The sequence below is a fragment of the Marinobacter sp. EhC06 genome (genome assembly GCF_001650915.1).
Classification (GTDB): Bacteria; Pseudomonadota; Gammaproteobacteria; order Pseudomonadales; family Oleiphilaceae; genus Marinobacter.
In genome coordinates this window covers 230,547-246,910 of the sequence record NZ_LXYO01000012.1, presented here as the reverse complement: position 1 = coordinate 246,910, position 16,364 = coordinate 230,547, and the positions used below count along the sequence as shown (strand labels likewise).

Genomic DNA, 16,364 nt, shown 5'->3' with positions numbered 1-16,364 from the left:
GACGCTGCCCGGCATTTTTTCCGTTTTTTCAGGAGGAATCGGTAGTTATGACTCAGGACCTGTTTGGCGAGCAGCCACCAGAGCAGACCGTTGAGCATCTGATGGATGGCGCTGTAGTGCTGCGTCAGTTTGCGCTCGCCGAAGCCGAACCGCTACTGGAGGCCATTGGCACGGTCACATCAGAAGCGCCTTTCAGGCATATGAGGACCCCTGGCGGTCATGCCATGTCTGCCGCCATGAGCTGTTGCGGGAAGCTGGGCTGGGTCACCGACAGCCGGGGTTACCGGTATCAGGAAGAAGACCCGGAATCCGGACGGGCCTGGCCTTTCATGCCTGAAGTTTTCCGTGAGCTTGCCAGAAGCGCCGCCGAAACCGCGGGTTTTGATGGATTCGACCCGGATGCCTGCCTGATCAACCGCTATCAGCCCGGGGCGAAAATGGGGCTGCATCAGGATAAGGATGAGGAAGATTTCAGCCAGCCCATAGTGTCGGTTTCTCTGGGCTTGCCCATTGTCTTTCAGTTCGGTGGCCTCAAACGCAGCGAACGCCCCGTCCGGGTGCCACTCGGCCATGGTGATGTCGTGGTCTGGGGAGGTCCTGCCCGGATGCGTTATCACGGTGTGTTGACCCTGAAGGCCGGAGAGCACCCACTGACGGGCGGGTACCGTTACAATCTGACATTCCGGCGGGCCAGGTAAGGGTTTATTGCAGCCCGGCGACCAACAGCCCGGCCGCCAGAGAGAGCACCATGGGGATGCCGACCAGGAGCCCGGTCTGGCGATTGCCGACAAACCCCGCCAGAGCCGACTTCACCAGATTGTTGGTGGCGGCAGCGATAACGATACCGATCACGGCCGTGCTCATTGCCAGACTGTTATTGGACATGCGGGTCAGGGAGAGGGTGATGGCGTCCACGTCGGCGATACCGGAGGTGGCCGCCAGAAAATAGATACCGGCATCACCCAGCCAGTTGCCCAGAAACTCGCCCAGCAGGAGGATGCCCGTCAGTAGCGCGCCAAAAACCAGGGCCGAGGTCAGATCAAGCGGGTTCTGGTTAAGTGTTGGCTGACTGACATGGAGTTCCCGGTCGTTTTTCCGCCAGATAAAAAGCGCAGGGCCGTAGAGCAAAACAGTCATGACCACCACCGGCCAGACAAGGCTTGGTAGCAGATCAGGGTTGATCACAAGGCAGTACACCAGAATGCGGGGAAACATGGTACCGCAGGCAATCAGAATGCCGGTGGCGAACTGGGCGTTAAGCTGCGGATTTTTCGAGGCCTGACGGGCGAAGTGCAGGGTGAGGGCGGTGGAGGAACTCAGCCCCGCGAACAGGCTGGTAAACAAGATTCCCTTGCGAGTTCCGGCGACGCGTATGGCGAAATAGCCGACAAAGGAAATGGAGGCGATCATCACCACCATCCACCAGATTTCCCGGGGGTTCAGAACGCCACCAGGGCCCATCTTTTCATTTGGCAGCAACGGCAGCATGACCACGGAAATCAGCAGCAGCTTGAGTGCCGCATCCAGTTCATGTTCCTTCAGCTTGTTGACCCAGCCGTGGATCTCCTCCTTGTTGTCCAGGATGATTGCGGTCACAACAGCGGCTGCTGTTGCGATGACCGGATCCACTGCCACCGCCACAGCGCCGAAGCAGAAGGTCAGCACCATGCCGACTATGCCCGTGATGCTGAAATTGCGGATGTGCTCAAGCCGCTCGCTGTAGGCCACGATCGCCATGGCCACCACGCTGACCAACATTACGGGAAATGCCCATTCGGTGATCTCCTGCGCCAATACTGCCGAGATACCGCCAAGCAGACCTACCAGGGCAAAAGTGCGTATGCCGGCAATGCGTTCACCGGATTTCTGTTCCCGGGCGTCCCATCCCCTTTCCAGCCCTATGATGGCGCCAAGTAGAAGCGCAACTGCGAGATTCAGGGTGGTCTGGTTTCCAGCCAGAAACTGGGAAGCAACATCATCCATGGCAGGGCGTAGGCTCCTGTTAATAATTGAATATGCTGATGATAGCAGCAGGTGCAACCGGTCGTTACACCTCTAAGAAGATTCCCCTAACGACCTTACTTTCCTGCAAGTGGTCTGGTAAGCTTCGCGACCCTGAAATTCGCAGTTACCTGATTTTCATCAACCGTGCAGCAAACCAAAACCGTGACGATCCTTCCGCCCTAGCGCTCAGTTTCCTCTTCCTCTGGTTAATCCCCTGAGAAATATGCCTGTAGCCAACGCCTGTCATGTTGGGTGCAATCGACGGTTTTATCTCAGTTTTTTATTTGCACAGCAATCCGGAAACCCGACATTATGGTGAATTCCCTAAAAGCCAACTGGCTTTCGAACATTCGTGGCGACTTGCTCGCCGGTATCGTCGTGGCGCTGGCACTGATCCCGGAGGCCATTGCCTTCTCGATCATTGCCGGTGTCGATCCCAAAGTGGGTCTTTACGCCTCTTTCTGTATTGCAGTGATTATCGCTTTTGTGGGCGGCCGTCCCGGGATGATTTCCGCCGCGACCGCGGCCATGGCGGTACTGATGGTAACCCTTGTTAAAGAGCATGGCCTGCAGTATCTGCTGGCGGCGACCCTGCTTACCGGTGTGCTGCAACTGATTGCTGGCTATCTCAAGCTCGGCAGTCTGATGCGCTTTGTGTCACGCTCGGTGGTGACCGGTTTTGTAAACGCTCTCGCCATCCTCATCTTCATGGCCCAATTGCCCGAACTGACCAATGTGACCTGGCATGTTTATGCGATGACTGCCGCGGGTCTGGGTATCATCTACCTGTTTCCCTTGCTGCCCGTTGTTGGCAAAGTTTTACCGTCGCCCCTGGTGTGCATCGTCGTTCTTACGGTAGTTGCCGTAGTTACCGGAATGGATATCCGCACGGTTGGCGATATGGGCGATCTGCCGGATACGCTGCCTGTATTCCTGTGGCCGGACGTGCCTCTTAACCTGGAAACCTTGATGATCATCCTGCCGTACTCGATTCCGCTGGCCATTGTGGGGCTGCTGGAGTCCATGATGACGGCGACCATCGTGGACGACCTGACGGACACTACCAGTGATCGCAACCGTGAGTGCAAAGGCCAGGGCATTGCCAACATCGGCTCCGGCCTGATCGGCGGGATGGCCGGTTGTGCCATGATCGGTCAGTCAATTATCAACGTGAAGTCCGGCGGCCGGACCCGGCTATCCACGCTAACAGCCGGTGTCTTCCTGCTGATCATGGTGCTGCTGTTGGACAGTGTGCTGGTCCAGATACCCATGGCGGCCCTGGTTGCAGTCATGATCATGGTGTCGATTGGTACGTTCTCCTGGGATTCCATTCGCAATCTGCGCGAACATCCTCTTTCCACAAACATCGTTATGTTGGTAACCGTTATTGTGGTGGTTGCCACCCATAACCTTGCCTTTGGCGTACTGGCCGGCGTTCTGCTGGCGGCTTTGTTCTTTGCCAACAAAGTGGGCCACTACATGCTGGTGACCTCCGAGCTGGATGAAACCACCGATACCCGCACATACCGGGTTGTGGGCCAGGTGTTCTTCAGCTCCTCGGAAAAATTCATGGAATCCTTTGATTTCAAGGAAGCAGTCGATAATGTGGTGATCGACCTGAGTCGCGCGCATTTCTGGGATATCACCGCAGTGGGTGCCCTGGACAAGGCGGTGATCAAGTTCCGCCGGGAAGGCTCGGAAGTTGAGGTTATCGGGCTGAATGAAGCCAGTGCCACGATTGTTGACCGCTTTGGCGTACACGACAAGCCGGACGCCGTTGACCAGCTGATGGGGCACTGACATGACGCAGACCAGGGAATCCAACAGCGATCGCAGTCAGAATAACAATCACAAGGATCATGAAGGCGAGGTTGAGATGTTACGAGTAGTTGCCTGTATTGATGGCTCCCAGGCGGCGCCGGCCGTTTGCGATTATGCTGCCTGGGCCAGCAAGCACATGGAAACACCCATGATGCTGCTGCACGTGCTGGACGAGGAACGTTATCCGGCAGAGCCGGATCTGGCCGGAAGCATCGGCCTGGGCAGTCGTGAGCAGCTGCTCGAAGATCTGGCAGAGCTGGACCGCAAACGTGCCAAGCTGGCCCTTGAACACGGCCACCACATGCTGGATGAAGCCCAAAAGCGGGTCAGCGAGGCCGGTATCACAGACGTGGTGCAGCGTCAGCGCCACGGTGACCTGACCGAGTCCCTGCTGGCCCTCGAAAACCAGACCCGCCTGCTGGTCATGGGTCTGCACGGCGAGAGTAGCTCCGAGCGCGACACCCACATTGGCAGCCAGCTGGAGACAGTAATTCGAAGCATGCATCGCCCGATTCTCCTGGTGCCGGACGAGTACACCCAGCCCCGCAGCGCCATGCTGGCCTTTGATGGCAGCGCCACGGCGTTCAAGGGCGTGGAATTGCTGGCTGGCAGCCCGGTCCTGAAAGGCATGCCACTGCATCTGGTGATGGTTGGGCCGGATACCAACGATCGCTGGGAGCAGCTCCGGAAAGCCGAGAAAATGCTGGCGGGGCTGGAATCCGAGATCACTCTGGCCATTCGGGCCGGCGATGTGGAGCCTGCATTGCACGCCTATCAGGAAGAGAAGGACATCGACATCCTGGTGATGGGCGCCTACGGTCACTCCCGCATCCGTCAGTTCCTGGTGGGCAGTACAACCACCACGATGCTAAAAACCGCCAAAAAGCCCCTGGTGGTGCTTCGCTAGGCTACTTCCTGGGCGGCCACTTCGGCCAGATAGGCCACCGCCGCGCGGTGGCCGGTTTCAGGCGCTGTTGCCGGCTGCCACACCCGAGGCCCATGCCCACTGGAAATTATGGCCGCCAAGGTGGCCAGTCACATCCACCACCTCACCGATGAAATACAGGTTTGGCTTCTCCAGCACCGCCATGGTCTTGGAGGAGAGCTGGCGCGTATCCACACCCCCCAGGGTAACCTCTGCCGTGCGGTAGCCCTCGGTTCCCGCCGGCTTGATCGACCATTGGCCCAGAACATCGGCAACCTGCTCGATATCGCTGTTCTTGTAGCCCTGCAAAGGACCGGTCCAGCCCTGCAGTTCGTTGAAGGCCTGGGCAAACCGTTTCGGCAGGTGCTGGGTCAGGTAGTGTGCAATGGTCGATTGCGGACGGGTTTTCCGGAGGTTCAGCAGGTCATCCTTGATGCGGCAGGCCGGCAGCAGATTGATGGCCAGGCTGTCGCCCGGCTCCCAGAAACTGGAAATCTGGAGCATCGCCGGGCCACTCAGCCCGCGATGGGTGACCAGCATCGGTTCCCGGAAGTGCTGGTCATGGCACTGCACGTCAACGGGACAACTGACACCGGACAAAGGCGCGAGCTGTTCTTTCAATTCCGGCTGCAGGGTAAAGGGCACCAGGCCTGCTCGCGTGGGAAGTATGTCCAGCCCGAACTGCTCGGCTACCCGGTAACCAAACGCGGTGGCGCCCATGGTGGGAATCGACAGGCCACCGGTGGCGATCACCAGGGATTCACAGGTGAGATCGCCGGAGCCAACGCGCAGGCGGTAGCCCGAGTCGGTTTCGGTAATGCGGTCGACCGCTGTTTTCATTCTCACTTCCGCCCCTGCCCACTCGCATTCGGTCAGCAGCATGTTGAGGATATCCTTGGCGCTGTCCTTGCAGAACAACTGGCCAGGGGCTTTTTCCTCATGCTCAATGCCGTGGCGGTCTACCAGTTCCAGAAAATCCTGGGGGGTATAACGCTTGAGCGCAGAAATGCAGTAGTGCGGGTTGTCCGACAGGAAGTTGGCGGGCGTGCTGTTCAGGTTGGTGAAGTTGCAGCGGCCGCCGCCGGACATGAGGATTTTCTTGCCGGGCTTGTTGGCGTGGTCCAGCACCAGCACCCTTCGGCCGCGATAGCCGGCGGTTGCTGCACACATCAGACCCGCAGCGCCGGCGCCGAGAATGATTACGTCGTACTGTGATGCTGAACCTGCCGCCATACTGCCCGCCGTTGGAAAGAAAACGGCGGGCAGTATACCAGTCTCAGGGCAGGTAGACGGAGCCTTCCATGAAGAATGCGGCCTGGCCGGCGATGTCGACCCGGTCGCCTTTCAGTTCGCAGCGCAGCACACCGCCTCTTGCCGAAATTTGCCGGGCGTCGAGCCGTGTCTTGCCCAGTTTTTCTGACCAGTAGGGCACGAGCACGCTGTGAATGGAGCCGGTAACCGGGTCTTCATCAATACCGGCGCCCGGAGCGAAATAGCGGCTGACGAAATCGCAGTCTTCGCCAGGTGCGGTGATGATCAGCCCCTGATTGCCGAGTTGCTTGAGTTTGCGCAGATCCGGTTGAGCAGATCGCACAGCGTCCTCGTCCTTCAGAACCACCATGTAGTTGGTGTCATTGGGAACGAAGAACGCGGTGTCAGGTGCCTCTGCCAGCGCCTCGCGGATCAAGTCCGGTGTTGGCCGTTCCTCGAAGCCCAAATTCGGAAAATCCAGTACCAGCCAGCCATCATCCGCCTGCCGGACGGAGAGCGGGCCGCTTTTGGAAAGTAAACGGATTTGCTCCTTGTCCCAGCCAAGCTTGTTGAAAATAACCCAGGCACTGGCCAGGGTGGCGTGGCCACACAGTGGCACCTCTGTGCCCGGAGTAAACCAGCGGATATGGAAATCGGCATCCTCGTCGTCTGGAAGCGGCACGAAAAAGGCCGTTTCCGAGAGGTTGTTCTCCATGGCAAGCGAGAGCATGACATTGTCCGGCAGCCATTGCTCCAGAGGCATGACCGCGGCCGGGTTGCCGCCGAAAATCCTGCTGGTAAAAGCATCAACCTGGTAGAGGGGCTGTGTCATGGTCTGTTCTCCTTGAAAGATCGTCTAGCGTAATGATGCGCCCGGTGCCTGGCAAACATCTCCAGCTCCGAAGCACTGTAAAAGTGCAGTTCCGGCAATGGGGCCGAATGCGTCAGTACCCAGTGCTCCTGAGCCGGTTCGTTGATCGAAAACCCCAGGTCTTCGAGCCATCGACGGGTGACGTCCATGCCTTTGAAGAGCGGTGTCGCGCAGGCCTGCAAACCGAACAGGTCTTTACTGGTTGCTGGTGGTGCCGACAGATGCGTGTTGGCGATGCCCATGGTGAAACTCCTTCTTCAGTATTCAGTCCGTTTATTGTCGGCTCCCGCTGACAGTCATAACAGATTCAGATAATCTTATTTTGAACCGGTACAGAATGTGGTTTTTTGAATCTGTGCCGGTCAGATTCGACTGTATCTGTACTGCATGGAGAAGTGCCGTGTCTGGTGCAATAGAGTGGTGACTCCGGAGGTACCAGTGACGAGGGACGGGCAATGGGCATTCTTTACAATCAGGTGGCGGATCAGCTCCAGGAGTTGATCCGGGACGGTGTCTACCGCGACGGTGATCGATTGCCGGGCGTGCGAATGCTGAGCCGGCAGTTTGGCGTGAGTATTTCGACCATCCTGCAAGCGCACCAGACCCTGGAAGCACGGGGCTTTCTGCAGGCCCGGGAGCGCAGTGGCTACTTCGTAAGGCTGCCGACCGTGGATGCACCTGAGCCGGTGATGCGCCGGCATCGAAGTCGTCCGGTACCGGTCAGCGCCCGGGAAATGACCCTGGACCTGTGCGCCGACGAGCAGAAGCGTATGGTGCCTCTGGCCACGGCGATTCCCCATCCGGATTACCTTCCGCTCCGACAGATCCAGCACAGCACGCTCTGGGCTGCACGTCGGGGCCTGGAAACACTGGACTACGCCTTTCCCGGAAAAGAATCGTTCCGGCGGCAGATTGCCCAGCGGATGGCGACCCTCGGGGTTCCGGTAACGCCGGATGACGTGCTCGCCACCAACGGTGCCCAGGAGGCCATCATCCTGGCGCTGCGGGCGGTGACCCAGCCCGGTGACATTGTGGCGGTGGAATCTCCGTCTTTCCCCGGCATTCTTCAGGCTCTGGAAGTGGTCGGGCTGAAGGTCATTGAAATTCCTACCCATCCTTCCGAGGGTTTGAGCCTCGAAGGCTTGCAACTGGCCCTGGAACAGTGGCCCCTGAAAGCCTGTGTGGTGGTGACCAATCACAGCAATCCCATGGGTGCGCAAATGTCCGACGAGCGCAAGAAGCAGCTGGTCTCCATGCTGGCGGCGGCTGCTGTTCCCCTGATTGAGGACGATATTTACGGGGATCTGCACCACTCCGGTGACCGGCCGCGCCCGGCCAAGGCCTTTGACCGGGCCGATAACGTGATTTACTGCAGTTCCTTTTCGAAGACTATCTCGCCGGGCCTGCGGCTGGGCTGGATGGTTCCCGGGCGGCATATGGCCAGCGCCCGGCAGCACAAGTATTTCGTCAACTTGGCGACCTCTTCGATTCCCCAGATGGCGGTGGCCCACTTTCTGGAGCAGGGCGGTTACGATCGCTATCTGCGCTCAGCGCGTCAGCACTATCGCGAGTCCACAGAGCGTATGCGTACAGCCGTGGCCCGTGCATTTCCGGAAGGTACCGCTGTGAGTCGACCCCAGGGCGGGTTTGTACTCTGGGTGCAGTTGCCGGACGGCGTTTCCGGCACGGAGGTTTACCACAGGGCCAGGGCGGAGGATATCAACGTGGCGCCGGGGCTGATGTTCTCCACCGCCGACAAATACGAAAATTGCCTGAGGCTGAACAGCGCCAACCCCTGGAGTGAACGTATAGAGCAGGCCGTGGCCAGGCTGGGGGTGTTGGCTCACGATGTCCAGGCTGCGGCGGGTTAGGGCCATTCAGCTCTTTTCCCTGCGCAGGTCCAGCGGGTCGAGCAGCCCGGCGGCAATGGCTGTGCCGGTAACATCCGGCAGGCGACCGGCGCCCAGGCGCTTCATCACCCGGGCTCGGTACAGATCAATCGTCTTCACGCTGACATCCAGTTGCTCGGCGATTTCCCGGCTGGTGTAGCCCTGGGCGAGTGGGAGAAACACATCCCGTTCGCGCCGGGTGAGGGTGGTCAGCAGAGCTTCGGTTGCCTCATCGCCCTGCAGCTGTGTGCCAGATTGCTGGTGTTCCTGAAGGGCCTGTTGAACGCTGTCCAGCAGCAACTGCTCGTTGAAAGGCTTTTCGATGAAGTCAAAAGCGCCGGATTTGAACGCCCTGACCACGATGGGCACATCGGCATGGCCAGAGACAAAGATGATGGGCAGGTCCAGCCCTCGCTTCTGAAGCTCCTCCTGAACGTTCAGGCCGCCGAGCCCCGGCATCCTCACATCCAGAACCACGCAGCCGGCTTTGCCGTTGCCAACGGCGTCCAGAAATTTCCGGCCATCGCTGTAGGCCTGGACGTTCAGGCCCACTGATTCCAGCAACCATTGGGTGGATTCCAGCATGCCTGCGTCGTCGTCAACAACATAGACGGTGGTGGCTTCCGGGGCAGAGTGGTCAGTCATCGGGCTGGTTCTCCGTGGTTGCGGTTTTGTGCTTCTGGTTCTGGCTGGCCGGGAATCGACAGATCAGGGACAGTCCCCCCGTTTTAGCGGGGCGGGCATCCAGAAAGCCGCCAAAGCCTTCAATGATCGATCGGCTCATGGATAGGCCAAGGCCCAGTCCCTGGGGCTTGCTGGTGTAAAACGGCTGGAACATCTGGCGGATGCCCTGCTCATCCAGGCCCGGGCCTTCATCAGTGACTTCAATCAGGGTTTCGTTCTGATCGTTGATGCAGGTGGTTATGATGATCTGCGCGGGTGCGCTCCGGGTTTCTTCGTCGCGGGCTTCGATCGTGGCTTCAATGCCATTTCGGATCAGATTGATCAATACCTGTTCCAGCAGCACCGGATCGGCGGTGATAACCGGCGCGCAGCAGGCCAGTCTCTCGCGGATCTGCACATTGTTCTTCTCCGCCTCCCACTGACACAGGCGGGCAACGTTGCTCACGACATCGTTAAGGGCGATTGGCGCGGTACGCTTCTGGCCTTTGCGTAAAAAGGCCCGCAAGCGTTTGATGACCTCCGAGGCCCGGTTGGCATGGTGAACAATCTTCTGGAGGCCATCGTCCACGCGGTCAAGGCATTCAGGGTTGGTTCGGGCACTTTTCAGGTAGCGCTGGCTGGCGCTGGCGAAGTTCACGATGGTGGCCAGTGGCTGGTTCATTTCGTGGGCAATGCTGGAGGCAAGTTCCCCGAGAGTGGCGAGCCTGGCGGTATGGGCCAGTTCGTCGGCCAGCCTGCGGTTGTTCTCCTCGGATTCCACCCGGGCGGTGATATCCCGGGATACGCTGATGACCTCAATCACGGCACCGGTGTAGGTCTCCCGGATGGCCCGGCTGGCAATCTCGAACCAGCGGCGGGATCCGTCCCGGTGGATGATCTCCAGGGTCATGGTGGCGTAGCCATCATCCCGCAGAAGGTTGCGGGTTTCCGCCAGTTTCTGGGCTACATGGTTGCCGCGAAAGACCTCTTCGAGCGGTTTGCCCCGTAATTCTTCCGGCCAGTAGCCCAGCAGCCGCCATGACGCGGGTGTGGCATCGATAAAGCGTCCGTCCGGAGCGTGGCGGGAGATCAGGTCAGTGGTGTTTTCGGTGATCAGCCGGTACAGCCGGTTGGAGCGGGTTGCCTCTTCCTGGGTCAGAACCTCATCTGTGGCGTCTCTTGCTCGTGCCAGAACCCTGCCGCTCTGGGCATCAGGGACGAACGTCCACATCAGGATGGTTCCCGGAATACGGGCTTCGACATTCTCGATTGCCCGGTCCTGTTCCAGTGCAGACTTCACGAGTGCCAGAACATTTACCGGCAGCAGCCCGGACCGGGAGGCCAGGTTCGCCGTCTGATACAGATTCCGGCTTGCGCGGTTGCCCTCAAGAACGGTGCCACCAGCATCCAGGATCAATCCGGGTTGCGGGTCGGCGTCGTGCAAACTAAATACACTTGAAGGGGGAATGTCGTTCATGTCTTTTTGATATAGTAGGTTAACTATAATACGTTGGTATAATTTCTAGTATTTATTCTATTCAATACTATTCTGGCCAGTCCGAAGTATAGCTAGTTTAGCGATATTCCTGAATGCGCCATAAGAACAACAGCACTGAAGAGGACCACGCAATGACCTCGATATTTGATCAGGGCCTGGCGCCCGTTGACGCCAACTACGCCGTTCAATCTCCCGTCGATTTTATCGAACGTACCGCTACTGTTTACCCCGAGTACCCCGCGGTTATTCACGGGGCGATCCGCTACACCTGGGCGCAGACCTACGAGCGTTGTCGCCGTCTGGCCTCTGCCCTCAAGGGGCGCGGCATCGGACGTGGTGACACCGTCGCCGTTATGCTGCCAAATATTCCTGCCATGGTAGAGGCCCACTTCGGGGTTCCCATGATCGGTGCGGTGCTCAATACCCTGAACGTTCGCCTGGATGCCGAAGCCATTGCTTTCATGCTGGAACACGGTGAGGCCAAGGTTGTAATTGCCGACCGGGAATTCGGTGAGGTGATCAAAGACGCCGTCAGCCGGCTGGACACCAAGCCACTGGTGATTGATGTGGACGATCCCGAGTACGGCGAGGGCGTCCAGGTCAGCGATCTGGATTACGATGCCTTCCTGCAGGAGGGGGATCCGGCGTTCCAGTGGAGCTTCCCCGACAACGAGTGGGATGCCATCTCCCTGAACTACACATCCGGCACGACCGGGAACCCGAAGGGCGTGGTTTACCACCATCGTGGCGCCTACATCAATGCCATCGGCAACCAGGCAGTCTGGTCCATGGACATGCACCCGGTGTACCTGTGGACCTTGCCGATGTTCCACTGCAACGGCTGGTGTTTCCCCTGGACCATCACCGCCATGGCGGGCACCCATGTATGCCTGCGCCGGGTTGACCCGGAAAAGATCCTGCAGCTGATCCGCGACCATCAGGTTACCCACATGTGCGGCGCCCCGATTGTTCTCAACGCGCTGCTGAACGTGCCGGAATCCGCCAAGGCGGGTATCGATCACGAAGTGAAATCCATGACAGCCGGCGCGGCGCCCCCCGCCCAGGTTATCGGTGCCATCGAAGAGATGGGTATCCAGGTGACTCACGTTTACGGCCTGACCGAAGTCTATGGTCCGGTGACGGTTTGCGCGTGGAAGACCGAGTGGGATTCGCTGCCACTGCACAATCGCGCCCGCAAGAAGGCTCGCCAGGGCGTTCGCTATCACACCCTGGCTGGCACCATGGTTGGCGACCCGAACACCATGGAGCCGGTACCCAAAGACGGCAAGACGATCGGTGAAATCTTCCTGCGCGGCAACACCGTGATGAAGGGCTACCTGAAGAACCCCAAGGCCACCGAAGAGGCCTTCCGGGGTGGCTGGTTCCACACCGGGGACCTGGCCGTGTGGCACGAAGACGGCTACATGGAGATCAAGGACCGGCTGAAGGACATCATCATCTCCGGTGGTGAAAACATCTCAACCATTGAGGTTGAGGATACCCTGTACCGCCATCCCGCTGTGCTCGAGGCGGCAGTGGTTGCCCGGCCAGATGAGAAGTGGGGCGAAACCCCCTGCGCGTTCGTGACCCTCAAGCCGGAAGCAGGGCAGGTCAGCGAGGAAGACATTATCAACTTCTGTCGCGAGCACCTGGCCCGGTTCAAGGTACCCAAGACCATCGTCTTCTCGGAGCTGCCCAAAACTTCCACGGGCAAGATCCAGAAGTTCGTGCTGAGGGACCAGGCCAAAGAACTGGACTGATCTCCCGATCGGCTGCGCCGCTCCGGCGCAGCCGACTTTAACCAGAAAAACAACGCTGTCAGGCACACGCGCCGCGTGGGCCCGGAGACCTTTTTATGCAAATGTTTCACCGAAAGAACGGGGAAGAGCAGCCGTATTGGCCGGCTGGACCCTTCAAGGTTCGTCTGCCGTTTGTTCATTACCGCTGGGAATTCGCGGAGATGGTGCAGGCCCTGATCATGTTCGTGGTCAGCCTGGCCATGATTCCCCTACTTGAGAAATACCTGGGTGTGCCCTACGACGTGGCTCTGGCCTATGTGGTGATCTGCGGTATCGGTTTCATGCTGCCGGCACTGCTGGGCGTGCCCCTGGTGCCCGGGTGGATTACCCCGGGTATTCCGGTTGTCCTGCTGTTCCTGAGTGACTACGAGCCCGGCCCGGAGGCGATTCAGGCTCTGTTCGCCCTGCAGTTTCTTGTGTTCATTATCTTCCTGGTTCTGGGTATTACCCGCCTGGGCAGCAAGCTGGTGGAGCTGATTCCCCGTTCCATGAAAGGCGGGATTATCATCGGCGCCGGTATCGCGGCCCTGATGGGTGAGATCGAAGCGGGCGGCCGCCTGGCGAACACGCCAATCTCCCTGATCATTGGCGGTCTGGTGTGCCTCTACCTGATGTTCTCGGTATCGTTCAAAGGCTTTGTGGAAAGCAATTCCATCGCCCGCAAGATCGCTAATTACGGCATGGTTCCGGGTATGGTGGTTGCCATTCTGGTTGGCTTTGTCACTGGCGAATACGAGGTGCCCAATGTGGAGTGGGGTATTACCAAGCCAGCTTTTGACGAGCTGTGGAACTACCTGCCGTTCGCCGTCGGCTTCCCGGATGCCAACGTCTTCCTGTACGCCATTCCCACGGCCGTGATCGCTTACGTTATTGCCTTTGGTGACATCGTGGTGGGTCAGTCCCTGATGAACCGCGTGGATCATCTGCGCAAAGACGAAGACATCGATAACAGCATCGACCGGGTGCACCTGGTAACCGCGATTCGCAACGGTGGCCACGCGTTCTTCGCGCCGTACCCGGGGCTGGCGGGTCCGATCTGGACGGCCGTCACTGCCACCATGGCCGAGCGTTACAAGTACGGCCGTAACGCTATGGACTCCATTTACAGTGGCGGTGGTACCTTCTGGATTACCGGTTTCATTGCCCTGTTCGTCCTGCCGCTGGTGAGCTTCTTCCAGCCGGTGTTGCCAATTGCCCTCTCGCTGACCCTGCTTCTGACCGGCTATATCTGTCTGATGGTAGGTCTGGAGCAGCTGGAGAATAACACCGAGCGTGGCATTGCCGGCACCATGGGCGTGGTTCTGGCGGTGTACGGTGCCGGCTGGGGCTTGGCCACCGGTGCCGTGCTCTATTTCCTGATTGAACGTACCAAATTGCTTGGCTTCACCGCCGACCCGGAAGCGCCGGGCGTGAAAGCCGCAGAAGAGCACTAAACCTGCGTCTTCCGGCTCTGCACCGGAAGGCGTTGACCCCCTGTGTGTCCTTGGGAGGCCTCGTGCCTCCCTTTTTTATGCCTGCATTTTCTCTTGAAATCCGGTCGTTGACAGAATGTCATTTCGTGACAATTTGTCCAATTTTTTCTACCGAAGTATTCCTTCCGCTTGGTTTCCGGGTTTAAACTGCTTTGACTGATGAATTTTTGTCCGCTGTTCATTACTGATAACAACACTACAAAAACAGGAGGCAGTCATGACCATCAGCTCCACGCCCGAGGGCGTGTCCGTTGAACCGAGGCATCTCCGGTTCGATGTCAGTGAAGATCTGAAAACGCTCTGGCACGGTAACGACGCCTTCCGGACTGCGTTTTTCAATGCCCTTTCCCTGCAGTTCCCTGACGGCGAACAGCAATTCATCAATGCCGTTCGACTCTATCGGGACAAAATTGAGGATCCAAAGCTGAAAGCGGAGATTCGCGGCTTTATTGGCCAGGAAGCCTTGCACAGCCGGGAGCACAAGGACTACAACGAAGCCCTGAAGGCCAGAGGTTACGACATTGATGCCCTTGACCAACGGTTCCGGAAGCATATGGAGTGGGTGGGCAACCTGCCGCCAAGCCGCCAACTTGCAGGTACCTGCGGAGCAGAGCATTACACCGCCGTTCTCGCCAATGCCATCCTGAGTCATCCCGAGTGGATGGAGGGTGCTACTCCGGCCATGGCAAAGCTCTGGCGCTGGCATGCGATCGAAGAAACCGAACACAAATCCGTTGCCTTCGATGTCTACCGGGAATGTGTTGGCAATGAACGGCTGCGCCGGATTGTCTTCCTGTTCGTGACCTGGAATTTCTTCAAGTACACCTTTCTCAATACCTGTAGCCTGCTGAAGGCCGATGGTAAGCTTTGGAGCCTTCGCACCTGGGTTGGCGGGTTTAATTTTCTCTGGGGCAGGCCCGGAGTGCTTCGCAAGTGTCTGCCGGAATTCCTGGCCTATTTCCGCAAAGGCTTTCACCCCTGGCAGCAGGACAACCGCGAGCTGCTCAAGCAGAATCTCCGTGAGCTGGATATGACATCCAGTGCAGGATAGGGCCGGTTTGCTGAAATTCTGATCGCGGTGTGTAAAACTGTGCGGCATAAAGAATAACGACAATAAAGGGGGCTTCCGGTCGAGAAGCTGCCCGGAGCTGGAGGCCCACCATGCGAGTTGGTTTGATCGTCGATTCTGCGTGCGACTTACCTTATGATTTCAGCCGCAAGCACGACCTGTTCGTCCTGCCGGTAACCGCTGTAATCGATGGCCAGACCTATATAGACAAGCATGATCCCGTTCGGACCCAGGAGTTTTACCAGAGCGGCCTGTTACAAAAAGGGCATCAGGCTGAGACCCGCGCCTTCACTGCCGAACAGATCCACGACCTGTTCATGGAGAAAATCGTCACCCAGTTTGATGTCGCTATCTGCGAGACGGTCACGAAAACCCGAAGTCTGATTTTCCAGAATGCCACCGAGGCAATGAATACGGTCCTGGCGAATTACGAGGGCGCACGGGAAGCGGCCGGGCGCGATGGCCGATTTTTCATGCGGGTGATCGACAGCAAGCAGATCTTTGCCGGCCAGGGCCTGCTGGCAGCCCACACGCTCAAGCTGATTGACCAGAATGTGTCCAAGAATGCCCTGCGCCATGAGGTGGAAACCTTCAGCGACAAGATCTACACCTGCGTGATTCCGAGGGACCTGCATTATATCCGTGAGCGGGCAAGGCGTCGTGGTGACAAGAGCGTGTCGGCGTTGGTGGCCTTCCTTGGTAAAGCGCTGAACATCACCCCGGTGATCTTTGGCCAGGGTGCTGAAGGCCAGCCGGCGGCCAAAACCCGCAGTTTCGATGTGGCGGTGGAAAAGGTGATGAACTATGCCACTGCACGCGTGGAAGCCGGACTCCTGACCCCTTATGTCAGTCTTTCCTGTGGCCTGACCTGGACCGAAATCGAGGATTTGCCCGGGCTCAATCGGCTTCGGGATGCCTGCGAGCGTAACGGTGTGGAGCTGCTGCTTTCCCAGATGGGCATCACCAGCAGTATCTATGTCGGCCCTGGCAGTCTCTGCCTGGCCCTGGCCGCGGAACCCCACAGCTTCAACGATTTTCAGTAATTCCTGCATAGAGTTCGCGGCTGAACCGGACTGGCCCGGCCGCATCCCTTGACCTGTAG

At 58.5% G+C, this 16,364-nt stretch carries 14 protein-coding genes; 8 read left to right on the top strand and 6 right to left on the bottom strand.

Annotation, left to right across the window (positions count from 1 at the left end; all coding sequences use genetic code 11):
* Window positions 1-47: 47 nt before the first annotated feature.
* A complete protein-coding gene (gene alkB / locus A8B84_RS07500; RefSeq protein WP_064227331.1) occupies window positions 48-698 on the top strand; it encodes a DNA oxidative demethylase AlkB in 651 nt (216 codons plus the stop codon).
* Between the two features lie 4 nt (window positions 699-702).
* Here the strand turns inward: alkB and A8B84_RS07495 are convergent, their stop codons facing one another.
* Complete coding sequence (locus tag A8B84_RS07495; RefSeq protein WP_064227332.1) at window positions 703-1,983, bottom strand: MgtC/SapB family protein; 1,281 nt, start codon at window positions 1,981-1,983, stop codon at window positions 703-705.
* A 333-nt stretch (window positions 1,984-2,316) separates the two neighbouring features.
* Between A8B84_RS07495 and A8B84_RS07490 the strand changes: the two genes are divergently transcribed.
* Window positions 2,317-3,804 carry a SulP family inorganic anion transporter gene (locus A8B84_RS07490; protein ID WP_064227333.1) on the top strand — a complete coding sequence of 496 codons (1,488 nt, stop codon included), beginning with the start codon at window positions 2,317-2,319 and terminating at the stop codon, window positions 3,802-3,804.
* Window position 3,805: 1 nt separating this feature from the next.
* Entirely contained in the window at window positions 3,806-4,732 is a 927-nt protein-coding gene (locus A8B84_RS07485) for a universal stress protein (RefSeq protein ID WP_064227334.1), read from the top strand.
* A 57-nt stretch (window positions 4,733-4,789) separates the two neighbouring features.
* On the opposite strand, the gene A8B84_RS07480 is transcribed toward A8B84_RS07485, so the two are convergent.
* From A8B84_RS07480 to A8B84_RS07470, 3 genes are read right to left on the bottom strand one after another with little or no spacing between them, the layout of a single operon-like run.
* Window positions 4,790-5,983, bottom strand: coding sequence for an NAD(P)/FAD-dependent oxidoreductase (locus A8B84_RS07480; protein WP_064227335.1), 1,194 nt, complete (start codon window positions 5,981-5,983; stop codon window positions 4,790-4,792).
* Window positions 5,984-6,026: 43 nt separating this feature from the next.
* Entirely contained in the window at window positions 6,027-6,833 is an 807-nt protein-coding gene (locus A8B84_RS07475; protein ID WP_064227336.1) for a PhzF family phenazine biosynthesis protein, read from the bottom strand.
* A complete protein-coding gene (locus tag A8B84_RS07470) occupies window positions 6,830-7,114 on the bottom strand; it encodes a hypothetical protein (RefSeq protein ID WP_064227337.1) in 285 nt (94 codons plus the stop codon). The genes A8B84_RS07475 and A8B84_RS07470 overlap by 4 nt, the downstream gene beginning before the upstream one ends.
* 213 nt (window positions 7,115-7,327) lie before the next feature.
* Between A8B84_RS07470 and A8B84_RS07465 the strand changes: the two genes are divergently transcribed.
* Window positions 7,328-8,743, top strand: a complete 1,416-nt coding sequence (locus A8B84_RS07465; protein ID WP_064227338.1) for a PLP-dependent aminotransferase family protein — start codon at window positions 7,328-7,330, stop codon at window positions 8,741-8,743.
* A 6-nt stretch (window positions 8,744-8,749) separates the two neighbouring features.
* On the opposite strand, the gene A8B84_RS07460 is transcribed toward A8B84_RS07465, so the two are convergent.
* Both A8B84_RS07460 and A8B84_RS07455 read right to left on the bottom strand, forming a co-directional pair.
* On the bottom strand, window positions 8,750-9,406 hold the full coding sequence (locus A8B84_RS07460; RefSeq protein WP_064227339.1) for a response regulator transcription factor: 657 nt from the start codon (window positions 9,404-9,406) through the stop codon (window positions 8,750-8,752).
* Window positions 9,399-10,901, bottom strand: coding sequence for a sensor histidine kinase (locus tag A8B84_RS07455; protein WP_064227340.1), 1,503 nt, complete (start codon window positions 10,899-10,901; stop codon window positions 9,399-9,401). The genes A8B84_RS07460 and A8B84_RS07455 overlap by 8 nt, the downstream gene beginning before the upstream one ends.
* 152 nt (window positions 10,902-11,053) lie before the next feature.
* On the opposite strand from A8B84_RS07455, the gene A8B84_RS07450 reads away from it, so the two are divergent.
* The 4 genes from A8B84_RS07450 to A8B84_RS07435 all read left to right on the top strand — a co-directional run bounded on the left by A8B84_RS07450 (window position 11,054) and on the right by A8B84_RS07435 (window position 16,305).
* A complete protein-coding gene (locus A8B84_RS07450) occupies window positions 11,054-12,682 on the top strand; it encodes an acyl-CoA synthetase (protein WP_064227341.1) in 1,629 nt (542 codons plus the stop codon).
* 95 nt (window positions 12,683-12,777) lie between these two features.
* Window positions 12,778-14,154, top strand: coding sequence for a solute carrier family 23 protein (locus A8B84_RS07445; RefSeq protein WP_064227342.1), 1,377 nt, complete (start codon window positions 12,778-12,780; stop codon window positions 14,152-14,154).
* A gap of 256 nt (window positions 14,155-14,410) precedes the next feature.
* Window positions 14,411-15,244, top strand: coding sequence for a metal-dependent hydrolase (locus tag A8B84_RS07440; RefSeq protein WP_064227343.1), 834 nt, complete (start codon window positions 14,411-14,413; stop codon window positions 15,242-15,244).
* A gap of 110 nt (window positions 15,245-15,354) precedes the next feature.
* The gene (locus tag A8B84_RS07435; RefSeq protein ID WP_064227344.1) at window positions 15,355-16,305 is read left to right on the top strand and encodes a DegV family protein; all 951 of its coding nucleotides are present in this window, start codon (window positions 15,355-15,357) and stop codon (window positions 16,303-16,305) included.
* Window positions 16,306-16,364 lie beyond the last annotated feature (59 nt).